The 12,285-nt window shown below is 61.2% G+C and carries 10 protein-coding genes; 9 read left to right on the plus strand and 1 reads right to left on the minus strand.

Annotated elements, in window-relative coordinates; all coding sequences use genetic code 11:
- Positions 1–52 precede the first annotated feature (52 nt).
- From JWU58_RS03380 to trpE, 9 genes are all read left to right on the plus strand, one after another.
- A complete protein-coding gene (locus JWU58_RS03380) occupies positions 53–682 on the plus strand; it encodes a response regulator (protein ID WP_003228820.1) in 630 nt (209 codons plus the stop codon).
- A 332-nt stretch (positions 683–1,014) separates the two neighbouring features.
- Positions 1,015–2,139: an ABC transporter ATP-binding protein gene (locus JWU58_RS03385; protein ID WP_016772906.1), complete on the plus strand. Its 1,125-nt coding sequence runs from the start codon at positions 1,015–1,017 to the stop codon at positions 2,137–2,139.
- Positions 2,140–2,187: 48 nt separating this feature from the next.
- Positions 2,188–3,231, plus strand: a complete 1,044-nt coding sequence (locus JWU58_RS03390) for an ABC transporter substrate-binding protein (RefSeq protein WP_123443846.1) — start codon at positions 2,188–2,190, stop codon at positions 3,229–3,231.
- A 198-nt stretch (positions 3,232–3,429) separates the two neighbouring features.
- Positions 3,430–4,677 carry an ABC transporter permease gene (locus JWU58_RS03395; RefSeq protein WP_016772908.1) on the plus strand — a complete coding sequence of 416 codons (1,248 nt, stop codon included), beginning with the start codon at positions 3,430–3,432 and terminating at the stop codon, positions 4,675–4,677.
- A gap of 12 nt (positions 4,678–4,689) precedes the next feature.
- Entirely contained in the window at positions 4,690–5,514 is an 825-nt protein-coding gene (locus tag JWU58_RS03400) for an ABC transporter permease (protein ID WP_016772909.1), read from the plus strand.
- 218 nt (positions 5,515–5,732) lie between these two features.
- Complete coding sequence (locus JWU58_RS03405; protein WP_016772910.1) at positions 5,733–6,881, plus strand: iron-containing alcohol dehydrogenase; 1,149 nt, start codon at positions 5,733–5,735, stop codon at positions 6,879–6,881.
- A 114-nt stretch (positions 6,882–6,995) separates the two neighbouring features.
- On the plus strand, positions 6,996–7,670 hold the full coding sequence (rpe, locus tag JWU58_RS03410; RefSeq protein WP_007918813.1) for a ribulose-phosphate 3-epimerase: 675 nt from the start codon (positions 6,996–6,998) through the stop codon (positions 7,668–7,670).
- Positions 7,667–8,485, plus strand: a complete 819-nt coding sequence (locus JWU58_RS03415) for a phosphoglycolate phosphatase (protein ID WP_122612452.1) — start codon at positions 7,667–7,669, stop codon at positions 8,483–8,485. The genes rpe and JWU58_RS03415 overlap by 4 nt, the downstream gene beginning before the upstream one ends.
- Positions 8,486–8,555: 70 nt before the next feature.
- Positions 8,556–10,037 (plus strand): anthranilate synthase component I, encoded by a 1,482-nt coding sequence (gene trpE, locus JWU58_RS03420; RefSeq protein WP_122612453.1) that lies wholly within the window; start codon positions 8,556–8,558, stop codon positions 10,035–10,037.
- A 172-nt stretch (positions 10,038–10,209) separates the two neighbouring features.
- Here the strand turns inward: trpE and estP are convergent, their stop codons facing one another.
- Positions 10,210–12,117, minus strand: a complete 1,908-nt coding sequence (estP, locus tag JWU58_RS03425) for an esterase EstP (protein WP_206421484.1) — start codon at positions 12,115–12,117, stop codon at positions 10,210–10,212.
- Positions 12,118–12,285: the final 168 nt, after the last annotated feature.

Genomic DNA, 12,285 nt, shown 5'->3' on the forward strand with positions numbered 1-12,285 from the left:
AGCAAGCTCGCTCCCACAGGGATTGGTGTGTACTTGAAATCTGGAGAAGAACGTGATCCGTGTACTGGTAGCCGAAGACCACACCATCGTCCGCGAGGGCATCAAGCAACTGATCGGCCTGGCCAAGGATCTGCAAGTGGTGGGGGAGGCGAGCAATGGTGAGCAACTGCTCGAAACCCTGCGCAGCGTGCCGTGCGAGGTGGTGTTGCTGGACATCTCCATGCCCGGGGTCAATGGCCTGGAAGCGATCCCGCGTATCCGTGCGCTGAACAATCCGCCGGCGATTCTGGTGCTGTCGATGCACGACGAAGCGCAAATGGCCGCGCGCGCGTTAAAGGTCGGCGCGGCCGGGTATGCGACCAAGGACAGCGATCCGGCGCTGCTGCTCACGGCGATTCGCAAAGTCGCGGCAGGTGGGCGTTACATTGACCCGGAACTGGCCGACCGCATGGTCTTCGAAGTCGGCCTGACCGATACCCGGCCGCTGCATTCGCTGTTGTCAGAACGCGAATTCTCGGTGTTCGAACGCCTGGCCCAAGGCGCCAACGTCAACGACATCGCCCAGCAACTGGCCCTGAGCAGCAAGACCATCAGCACCCACAAGGCGCGGCTGATGCAGAAGCTCAACATCACCTCCTTGGCCGAACTGGTGAAATATGCGATGGAGCACAAACTCCTCTGACCGTCACCGCCCTCATGTGGGAGCGAGCCTGCTCGCGAAAGCGGCGTAACAGTCAGCCATTCAGTTTGATGACCCACCGCATTCGCGAGCAGGCTCGCTCCCACAGGTTCGGAGTTGGCATATCTGTTAGCGACAAACGCTTTTGCCCTTGCTCGCGGCTTGCAGCCCACCGCTCACCACTGCTTTATCCATTAGCGCCATCCTTGTAGGGCAATCCCTACCCCCAACCTTCCATTGCACTTAAGCGATTCTCTCCTGCGCCCCGATTTGCGTGGCCGCCGCCAGCCACTAGGCTTGATGAACAAGCAGTCATCAACAACAAAGGTGTGGGTATGAGCCAGGTCGATACAAGCGCAGGGACCAGTGATGTGCTGGTCAGCTTTCGTGGTGTGCAGAAGAGCTACGACGGCGAGAACCTGATCGTCAAAGACCTCAACCTGGACATTCGCAAGGGCGAATTCCTCACCCTGCTCGGGCCGTCCGGTTCCGGCAAGACCACCAGCCTGATGATGCTCGCCGGGTTCGAAACGCCGACCGCCGGTGAAATCCTCCTGTCCGGGCGTTCGATCAACAACGTGCCGCCGCACAAGCGCGATATCGGCATGGTGTTCCAGAACTACGCGCTGTTCCCGCACATGACTGTCGCGGAGAACCTTGCTTTCCCGTTGACCGTGCGCGGCTTGAATAAAAGCGACGTCAGCGAGCGGGTGAAGAAAGTCCTCAGCATGGTTCAGCTCGATGCCTTCGCTTCGCGCTATCCGGCGCAGTTGTCCGGTGGTCAGCAGCAACGTGTGGCACTGGCCCGCGCGCTGGTGTTCGAACCGCAACTGGTGCTGATGGACGAGCCGCTGGGCGCCCTCGACAAGCAACTGCGTGAACACATGCAGATGGAGATCAAGCACCTGCACCAGCGCCTCGGCGTGACCGTGGTCTACGTGACCCACGATCAGGGTGAAGCGCTGACCATGTCCGACCGCGTTGCCGTGTTCCATCAAGGCGAGATTCAGCAGATCGCGCCACCGCGCACGCTTTACGAAGAACCGAAAAACACCTTCGTCGCCAACTTCATTGGCGAGAACAACCGCCTCAACGGCCGCCTGCTCAGCCAGAGCGGCGAGCGCTGCGTGGTCGAGTTGGGGCGCGGTGAAAAGGTCGAGGCGCTGGCCGTCAACGTTGGCCAGACCGGCGAACCGGTGACTCTGTCGATCCGTCCGGAACGCGTCAGCCTCAACGGTTCGAGCGATCAATGCGTCAACCGCTTCTCAGGGAGGGTGGCGGAATTCATCTATCTGGGCGACCACGTCCGGGTGCGCCTGGAAGTCTGCGGCAAGACCGACTTCTTCGTGAAACAACCGATTGCCGAGCTCGATCCTGCGCTCGCTGTCGGCGACGTGGTACCGCTTGGCTGGCAGGTCGAGCACGTTCGTGCGCTCGATCCGCTTTTAGAGGCGCACTAAGCGCCCCGGCAATACCAACACCAACCCTGCACGTGGAGAGAACAATAAATGTTGAGATCCCTGAAGTTCACCGCCCTGACTCTGGGCCTGATGGGTGCGACCGGCGCAATGGCCGCCGGCCCGGACTTGACCGTGGTGTCGTTTGGCGGGGCGAACAAGGCGGCGCAAGTCAAAGCCTTCTATGCACCGTGGGAAGCGGCGGGTAATGGCAAGATCGTTGCCGGCGAATACAACGGCGAGATGGCCAAGGTCAAAGCCATGGTCGACACCAAGAGCGTGTCGTGGGATCTGGTCGAAGTTGAATCGCCAGAGCTGTCCCGTGGTTGCGACGAAGACATGTTCGAGCAACTCGACCCGGCCCTGTTCGGCAAGACCGAAGACTACGTCAAAGGCGCCATTCAGCCGTGCGGCGTGGGCTTCTTCGTTTGGTCGACCGTGTTGGCCTACAACGCCGACAAACTGAAAACCGCACCGACCAGCTGGGCGGATTTCTGGGACACCAAGAAATTCCCGGGCAAGCGCGGCCTGCGCAAAGGCGCCAAGTACACCCTCGAATTCGCGCTGATGGCCGATGGTGTGGCGCCGAAGGATGTCTACAAAGTGCTGGCAGGCAAGGATGGTCAGGATCGTGCCTTCAAGAAACTCGATGAGCTCAAGCCAAGCATTCAGTGGTGGGAAGCCGGCGCACAACCGCCGCAATACCTCGCTTCCGGCGACGTGGTGATGAGCTCGGCCTACAACGGTCGCATCGCGGCGGTGCAGAAAGAATCCAACCTGAAAGTGGTGTGGAACGGTGGCATCTATGACTTCGACGCCTGGGCTATCCCGAAAGGTCTGGACGCCAAGCGCGCCGAAGCGGCGAAGAAATTCATCGCCTTCTCGGTGCAGCCGCAGCAGCAGAAGACCTACTCGGAAAACATCGCCTACGGCCCGGCCAACACCCAAGCCGTGCCGCTGCTGGCCAAGGATGTCCTGAAAGACATGCCGACCACCCCGGAAAACATCGCCAACCAGGTGCAGATCGACGTCAGCTTCTGGGCTGACAACGGCGAGCAACTGGAACAGCGTTTCAACTCTTGGGCTGCCAAATAAGCCAAGCATGCGGACCGATGGCTTTCCGGATGATCGTTCCCACGCTCTGCGTGGGAATGCCGCCCGGGACGCTCCGCGTCCCTGTGTGACGCAGAGCGTCACTGGATTCATTCCCACGCAGAGCGTGGGAACGATCACTGGCAAAAGTTCGAGGTGGTTCACCACCTCTGTAACGATCAAAGATTTGCGGAGTACGTCATGGCCATCGCCGTTCCCCTGAACGAGGGCGCCAGCCCCACCTTGAAGCAGAAGCTCAAGCACGCCGAGCGGGTCAACCGCTGGAAAGCCCAGGCGCTGATTGCGCCGCTGGTGCTGTTTCTGCTGCTGGTGTTTCTGGTGCCGATCGTGGCGCTTCTCTATAAAAGTGTCGGCAACCCGGAAGTGGTTGGCGGCATGCCGCGCACTGTCACTGCCATCGCCAGTTGGGACGGCCGTGGTCTGCCCGCCGAGCCGGTGTACAAGGCGGCCAGCGAAGACCTCGCCGAAGCCCGCAAAAACCAGACGCTGGGCGATCTGTCCAAGCGCTTGAACATGGAGTTGGCCGGCTACCGCAGCCTGCTGACCAAAACCGCCCGGGCGCTGCCGTTCGCCAGCGAACCGGCTTCTTATAAAGAAGCGCTGGAAGCGCTCGACGAACGCTGGGGCGACCCGGCCTACTGGCAAGCGGTGAAACGCAACACCAGCAGCATCACTCCGTATTACCTGCTGGCGGCGGTCGATCACCGCATCGATGACCTCGGCGAACTGGCTCCAGCCACCCCGGATCAGGCGATCTACCTCGACATCTTCGCTCGCACGTTCTGGATGGGCCTGGTCATCACCGTGATCTGCCTGCTGCTCGCCTATCCACTGGCTTATTTGCTGGCGAACCTGCCTTCGCGGCAGAGCAACCTGCTGATGATCCTGGTGCTGCTGCCGTTCTGGACTTCGATTCTGGTGCGGGTCGCAGCGTGGATCGTGCTGCTGCAATCCGGCGGTCTGATCAACAGTGCGCTGCTGGCCATGGGCATCATCGATAAACCGCTGGAACTGGTGTTCAACCGCACCGGCGTATACATCTCGATGGTGCACATTCTGCTGCCGTTCATGATTCTGCCGATCTACAGCGTGATGAAAGGCATCTCGCCCACCTACATGCGCGCGGCAATTTCCCTCGGCTGTCATCCGTTCGCCAGCTTCTGGCGGGTGTACTTCCCGCAGACCTACGCTGGTGTCGGCGCCGGCTGCCTGTTGGTGTTCATCCTTGCGATTGGCTACTACATCACCCCGGCGCTGCTCGGCAGCCCGAACGACCAAATGGTCAGTTACTTCGTCGCCTTCTACACCAACACCAGCATCAACTGGGGCATGGCCACTGCACTCGGCGGGCTGCTGTTGCTGGCGACCGTGGTGCTTTATCTGATCTACAGCTGGCTGGTCGGCGCCAGTCGCCTGCGCCTGAGCTAAGGGGAATTTGCGATGCTGAGTCCTTACATGTCGCCCATCGAACGGGTGTGGTTCTACAGCCTGCGGATTCTCTGCGGCCTGATTCTGTTGTTCCTGATCCTGCCGGTGCTGGTGATCATTCCGCTGTCGTTCAACTCGGGGAGTTTCCTGGTCTATCCGCTGCAAGGTTTCTCGCTGCAGTGGTACCACGACTTCTTCGCCTCGGCGGAATGGATGCGTGCGCTGAAGAACAGCATCATCGTCGCTCCGGCGGCGACGGTGCTGGCGATGATCTTCGGCACCCTGGCGGCGATCGGCCTGACCCGTGGCGACTTCCCCGGCAAGTCACTGGTGATGGCACTGGTGATTTCGCCGATGGTGGTGCCGGTGGTGATCATCGGCGTGGCGAGCTATCTGTTCTTCGCGCCACTGGGGCTGGGTAACAGCTTCTTCTCGCTGATCGTCGTGCATGCGGTATTGGGTGTGCCGTTTGTGATCATCACCGTGTCGGCGACATTGCAGGGTTTTAATCACAACCTGGTGCGTGCTGCTGCGAGTCTCGGTGCTTCACCACTGACAGCGTTCCGCCGGGTGACCTTGCCGCTGATTGCGCCGGGAGTGATTTCCGGGGCGCTGTTTGCCTTTGCCACTTCTTTCGATGAAGTGGTGGTGACGCTGTTCCTTGCCGGGCCCGAGCAGGCGACATTGCCTCGGCAGATGTTCAGCGGGATTCGCGAAAACCTCAGCCCGACGATTGCCGCGGCGGCGACGTTGCTGATTGCCTTCTCGGTGATCTTGCTGCTGACGCTGGAATGGCTGCGCGGGCGCAGCGAGAAACTCCGCACCGCGCAAGTCTGACTTCGAAAGCGGTCAAAAATGTGGGAGCGAGCCTGCTCGCGAAGGCGGTGTGTCAGCTGGCATATCAGTTGAAAGGGCTACCGTATTCGCGAGCACGCTCGCTCCCACAGTTGATCGTGGTCTTCTCGATCTGGCCATTCATAGGGTGAATAGCAGACAACCCCAAATCCCCAGCTAATCTTGTGCCCAGCTCCCACATCTATAAGAGGCTGCGCACCATGAGTCTGTCCCAGTTCAAAATCGCTCACAAACTGATCACCGGCGCCGCAGCCATCGAGCAACTGGCTGCCGAACTCACCCGCCTCGACATCGACAACCCGTTGATCGTCACCGACGCCGCGCTGGTCAAGTCCGGTACTGTCGAGCTGGCGCTGGTGCAACTCGGCGGGCGCGAATACGAGATTTTCGACCGTGTGCTGCCCGACCCGGAAATCGCCATCGTCGAGGACTGCATGCGCGCCTATCGCGAAGGCGGGCATGACGGTTTGATCGGCCTTGGCGGTGGCAGCGCCATCGACATTGCCAAGAGTGTCGCCGCCTACGCCGGTTACCACGGCGCGCTGGAAGATCTGTTCGGCGTCGATCAGGTGCCGCGCAAGGGCCCGCCGCTGATCGCCATTCCGACCACCGCCGGCACTGGTTCTGAAGTCACCAACGTGGCAATCCTCTCGGACAAGGTCGCGCAGTTGAAGAAAGGCATCGTCAGCGACTATCTGTTGCCGGACGTGGCGCTGGTCAGTCCGCAAATGACCCTGACCTGTCCGCGCAGCGTCACCGCCGCCAGTGGTGTCGATGCACTGGTGCACGCTATCGAATCCTATCTGTCGGTGAACGCCTCGCCGATCACCGACTCCCTCGCCATCGGCGCAATCAAGCTGATCGCCAGCGCTCTGCCCAAGGCCTACGCCAACGGCGCCAACCTGCAAGCGCGTGAAGACATGGCCACCGCCAGCCTGATGGCCGGCATGGCGTTCGGTAACGCCGGGGTCGGTGCGGTGCATGCGTTGGCGTATCCGCTGGGCGGGCGCTTCAACATTGCCCACGGTGTCAGCAACGCCTTGCTGCTGCCCTATGTGATGACCTGGAACAAAATGGCCTGCGTCGAACGCATGCAGGATATTGCCGAAGCCATGGGCGTGAAGACCGCGCATCTGAGCGCCAGCGAAGCTGCGGACAAAGCCGTGCAGGCCATGACCGACCTGTGCGCGGCGGTGGAAATCCCTGCCGGGCTGCGCAGTTTCGGCGTGCCAGAGGAAGCAATCCCGGCGATGGCGGTGGAGGCCGCCGGCATCGAGCGCTTGATGCGCAACAACCCGCGCAAACTCAGCGCCGGCGATATCGAGAAGATCTACCGCGCGGCTTACTGAGGCGCGATCGCTGAAGGCTCATGGCACAACCCAATCATCGCGGTCCCGGTGCGCGCGTGGAAACTTGAGGTATACAATGCGCGCCATCGTGATTTAGCTCAGCACAGGTGCGTCATGCAGCCCTTCGTAATTGCTCCGTCGATCCTCTCCGCCGACTTCGCCCGCCTCGGCGAGGAAGTGGACAACGTTCTCGCCGCCGGCGCCGACTTCGTCCACTTCGATGTCATGGACAACCACTACGTACCGAACCTGACGATCGGCCCGATGGTCTGCGCGGCACTGCGCAAGTATGGCGTCACCGCGCCGATCGACGCGCACCTGATGGTCAGCCCGGTGGACCGCATCGTCGGCGACTTCATCGAAGCCGGCGCGACCTACATTACCTTCCACCCGGAAGCCACGCTGCACGTCGATCGCTCGCTGCAACTGATCCGCGAAGGCGGGTGCAAGTCCGGTCTGGTGTTCAATCCGGCGACTCCGCTGGACGTGCTCAAGTACGTGATCGACAAGGTCGACATGGTCCTGCTGATGAGCGTCAACCCGGGCTTCGGCGGGCAGAAGTTCATTCCCGGCACCCTCGACAAACTGCGTGAAGCGCGGGCGATCATCGACGCCTCGGGCCGCGACATCCGCCTGGAAATCGACGGCGGCGTCAACGTCAACAATATCCGCGAAATTGCCGCTGCTGGTGCTGACACCTTCGTCGCCGGCTCGGCCATTTTCAACGCGCCGAACTATCAGGAAGTCATCGACAAGATGCGTTCCGAACTGGCACTGGCACGCCCATGAGCGGTTTTGAGCAGTTGTTCCCGGGGCAGCTGCCACGGTTGGTGATGTTCGATCTGGATGGCACGCTGATCGATTCGGTTCCCGACCTGGCAGCGGCGGTGGACACCATGCTGCTCTCCCTCGGCCGTCCGCCGGCAGGTATCGAAGCGGTGCGCGAATGGGTCGGCAATGGCGCGCCGGTGCTGGTGCGTCGGGCCTTGGCGGGTGGTATCGATGACTCGGCAGTGGACGACGCTGAAGCCGAGCGCGCACTGGAGATTTTCATGGAGGCTTACGGCGCCAGCCATGAGCTGACCGTGGTCTATCCCGGTGTGCGCGACACGCTCAAGTGGCTGCACAAGCAAGGCGTGGCCATGGCGCTGATCACCAACAAGCCCGAGCGCTTCGTCGCGCCTCTGCTCGATCAGATGAAGATCGGCCGCTACTTCAAGTGGATCATCGGCGGCGATACCCTGCCGCAGAAGAAGCCTGACCCGGCGGCGCTGTTTTTCGTGATGAAAATGGCCAACATTCCGGCCTCGCAATCGTTGTTCGTCGGCGACTCGCGCAGCGATGTGCAGGCGGCGAAAGCAGCGGGGGTCAAGTGTGTCGCGCTGAGTTATGGCTACAACCATGGCCGGCCGATTGCCGAGGAATCCCCGGCACTGGTGATCGACGATTTGCGCAAACTAATTCCCGGTTGCCTGGATCTGGCCGGTGGGATAACGTTGCCCGACGCTGTTCAACCCCCTTCTGGAAACGCCATCGTGGTGGTCACCCGCAAACTCTGGATGAAAGTCATCAAGGCCCTGGCCCGCTGGCGTTGGCGCGCCTGACTGATTCTGGCCGGCCGTGCCGGCGCGTTTGCATACCTGACTGATTGCACCTCACACCACGAGGCACCTTATGAATCGCGAAGAATTCCTGCGTCTGGCCGCTGACGGCTATAACCGCATCCCGCTGGCCTGCGAAACCCTGGCCGACTTCGACACGCCGCTGTCGATCTACCTGAAACTGGCCGATCAGCCCAACTCCTACCTGCTCGAATCGGTGCAGGGCGGCGAGAAATGGGGCCGTTATTCGATCATCGGCTTGCCGTGCCGCACAGTGCTGCGGGTTCATGATCATCACGTCAGCATCACCGTCGATGGCGTCGAGACCGAAAGCCATGACGTCGAAGACCCGCTGGCCTTCGTGGAAACCTTCAAAGCGCGCTACAACGTGCCGACCATCGCCGGCCTGCCGCGCTTCAACGGTGGACTGGTCGGTTACTTCGGTTACGACTGTGTGCGCTATGTCGAGAAGCGTCTGGGCAAATGCCCGAACCCGGATCCGCTGGGCGTGCCGGACATTCTGCTGATGGTTTCCGACGCCGTTGTGGTGTTCGACAACCTGGCCGGCAAGATGCACGCGATCGTCCTCGCCGACCCTGCGCAGGCCGATGCCTTCGAGCAAGGCCAGGCGCGTCTGCAGGAACTGCTCGAGCAACTGCGTCAGCCGATCACCCCGCGTCGTGGCCTGGATTTCAGCAAACAGCAATCGGCCGATCCGGTGTTTCGTTCCAGTTTCACTCAGGACGATTACGAAAAAGCCGTCGACACCATCAAGGAATACATCCTCGCCGGCGACTGCATGCAGGTGGTGCCATCGCAGCGCATGTCGATCGACTTCAAGGCAGCGCCAATCGATCTGTATCGCGCGCTGCGTTGCTTCAACCCGACGCCGTACATGTACTTCTTCAACTTCGGCGATTTCCACGTCGTCGGCAGTTCGCCGGAAGTGCTGGTGCGCGTCGAAGACAACCTGATCACCGTGCGCCCGATCGCCGGCACGCGCCCACGCGGTGCCACCGAAGAAGCCGATGTGGCGCTGGAGCAGGATCTGCTCTCGGATGACAAGGAGATCGCCGAGCACTTGATGCTGATCGATCTGGGCCGCAACGATACCGGGCGCGTTTCGGAAATCGGCTCGGTGAAGCTCACCGAGAAAATGGTCATCGAGCGTTATTCCAACGTAATGCACATCGTCTCCAACGTCACCGGCCAGTTGAAGTCGGGCCTGACCGCGATGGACGCACTGCGGGCGATTCTGCCGGCGGGTACGTTGTCCGGCGCACCGAAGATTCGCGCGATGGAAATCATCGACGAGTTGGAGCCGGTCAAGCGCGGTGTGTACGGCGGCGCGGTCGGTTACTTCGCCTGGAACGGCAACATGGACACCGCCATTGCCATTCGCACGGCGGTGATCAAGAACGGTGAATTGCACGTACAGGCCGGCGGCGGCATCGTCGCCGACTCGGTGCCGGCGCTGGAATGGGAAGAAACCCTGAACAAACGCCGCGCGATGTTCCGCGCCGTGGCCCTGGCCGAGCAGACCCCGGACGCCTGATCCACGCAATTTCCCATGTGGGAGCGAGCCTGCTCGCGAAGAGGTGAGTCAGTCACCGTGGATGCTGACTGACCCAGCGCTTTCGCGAGCAGGCTCGCTCCCACATTGGGTTTTGTGTTGAGGCATAAAAAAAGCGGCGCCCTGACAGGCGCCGCTTTTTTGCATCTACGACTCAGAAGTCCAGCACAACCCCGACATTCAGGCCCTGCTGCTTGAAGTCATCATCCTTGCGGAACGTATACCCCCCACGCAGCGCCAGATCCGCCGTCAGCTTGTGACTGACGCCCAGGCTCAAGCGGTTCAGGTGACTTGCCGGTGTGTAGCCTTCAAGGGTGAAGTCATTGGCCGGCAGGGTGTTAAGCGCGATGTTGACCTTCTGCACGTCATCTTCGTACTCACGCTCGTGGGCGTACTCGCCATACACCTGGGTTTGCGCGGTGAAGTTGTACTTGCCCTGGATGCCCAGGCCGAGGCGTTTCGAATCGCGGCTCTGGTCATCGAAGGTCAGCGCGGTGGCGCGGTTGCTCTTTTCCGAGTAACCGTCGACATCGACACTGGCGTAATCGGCGCTGACAAACGGCGACAGATGCCATTGGCTGCCCGGTTGCGCAATGTCATAGCCCAGGCGGGTGCTGAACGCCCACAGGCTGCCGTCGGTATTGCCTTTCTCGGCGCCCTCGCTGGCGCCGAGGTCGAACTTGCGCTTGAGGTTGTCGTAGTCGAGTTTGCCGCCGGTCAGCGCCGCGTCGGCCCACCAGCGGTTCTGCTGGAACTGGGCGAATGCGGTGGCCATGTAGCTGTTGAGTTTGTAGTCGGAATCGTTGTGCCCGGCCTCGAGATTCTGTCGGTACAAACCGGCCGCCACGCCCACGCGCCAGGCCTCGTTCAAGCGATAGCTGCCGCCGACGTTGAGGTTGTAACCGCTGCCATCGGCGCTGGCGCCGCTGCTTTGGCTGTCGACATCCAGATGCTGTCCGCCGGCCGAGACAATCGCGCGCCATTGGCCGACCGCTTGCCAGTTCTCCCAGTCCGCCTGCCATTGGTTGCGCAATTCATCCTGATGCGCACGCACGGTGCCGTTGGCCATTTCCGGCAGCAGGCTCAATTCCCATGGCGCTGCCAGCAACGAATAGGCGTAATCGGCAATCAGTTTCTGCCCGGATTCGGTCGGGTGTACGCCGTCGTTGTAGATCAGTTTGGTCGGATCCGGCGTGGCGCTGTTGATCCCGTAGCGGGCGTTTTCCGTGCAGCTATTGCCACTGAAGCAAGTCGCGGTGAGGTTCTGGTCGGTAGCCAGGCCAAAGCGCCCCGGGTCGGCGAAGACTTCCGAGAGCAGTACCGGAATGTTCAGCGGAATGACTTCAGCGTTGATGCCTTGCAGGCGCGTCACCAACTGACTGTTGAACTGGTTGGCTAGGGTGCTGCTGAACGCTTGCAGCGGCGTGCCATTGAGGGCCGGGGTCAGGCCCACGTCGGGCAGCAGCCAGACCATCACGTATTTGGCGCCGGCGGTCTGCAGGGTCTGCACGCTGTCGGCCAGTCGATCGGCTGCGGCGTTGGCCTGGGGCAGGCTGAGAATGCGGCCCTGGAGGAAGTCGTTGCCGCCACCGGAAATGTAATACAGCGCATTCGGGTCGGCGCGGAAGCCGTTCGACGGCAGGTATCCGGCGCGGGTGCGTTCGCCGGTGGCCGATTGGGTGGTGATCGAGTCGAGAATCTGGTCGGTGCGATAACCACCGACCGCCCAGTTGTTGCCGTCGGGCTGGCCGTTTTCCGCGCGCACTGCGGAGCTGGAAGAGGCTGTCTGGTCGGGCGAAAAGCCTAGGCGGCCGCCGAGCAACTGGGTGGAATTCAATGAAAAAACTTCGCCGCTGCCATCCTGATACACCGGCCCGGTACGGTTGGTGTAACGCTCGGTGGAGCCCGCCGGGCCGCCGGTGTCGGCGAAGGTGCCGGCATCGTTGAGGCTGTCGCCGAACACAATGAAACTGGAATAAGGATTGGGCGCTGCATTGGCCTGGGCGCAAGCGAGTGCGAGCAAGCAGCTGGCCAGCGGTACAAACAACGTCTGTCTGATCATGAGCAAGTCCGTTTATTTATTGTTGTAGGTGAACGAAACGACAGTACCAAAAACGTTCGGCATTTTGCCATCGGTTGTGAATCCCTCTGCCGTTTTATAACGCGCAGGCCCCGCCATATTGCACGCTCCGCCCAGCTAAGTTACTGTGCCGGAACGTATGAACGAGAC

It is taken from the genome of Pseudomonas atacamensis (assembly GCF_017167965.1).
Taxonomy (GTDB): domain Bacteria; phylum Pseudomonadota; class Gammaproteobacteria; order Pseudomonadales; family Pseudomonadaceae; genus Aquipseudomonas; species Aquipseudomonas atacamensis.

Coding starts and splice junctions, on each gene's coding strand:
- JWU58_RS03385 (WP_016772906.1), top strand. CDS start 1,015: ATGAGCCAGGTCGATACAAGCGCAGGGACCAGTGATGTGCTGGTCAGC.
- JWU58_RS03390 (WP_123443846.1), top strand. CDS start 2,188: ATGTTGAGATCCCTGAAGTTCACCGCCCTGACTCTGGGCCTGATGGGT.
- JWU58_RS03395 (WP_016772908.1), top strand. CDS start 3,430: ATGGCCATCGCCGTTCCCCTGAACGAGGGCGCCAGCCCCACCTTGAAG.
- JWU58_RS03400 (WP_016772909.1), top strand. CDS start 4,690: ATGCTGAGTCCTTACATGTCGCCCATCGAACGGGTGTGGTTCTACAGC.
- JWU58_RS03405 (WP_016772910.1), top strand. CDS start 5,733: ATGAGTCTGTCCCAGTTCAAAATCGCTCACAAACTGATCACCGGCGCC.
- rpe (WP_007918813.1), top strand. CDS start 6,996: ATGCAGCCCTTCGTAATTGCTCCGTCGATCCTCTCCGCCGACTTCGCC.
- JWU58_RS03415 (WP_122612452.1), top strand. CDS start 7,667: ATGAGCGGTTTTGAGCAGTTGTTCCCGGGGCAGCTGCCACGGTTGGTG.
- trpE (WP_122612453.1), top strand. CDS start 8,556: ATGAATCGCGAAGAATTCCTGCGTCTGGCCGCTGACGGCTATAACCGC.
- estP (WP_206421484.1), bottom strand. CDS start 12,117: ATGATCAGACAGACGTTGTTTGTACCGCTGGCCAGCTGCTTGCTCGCA.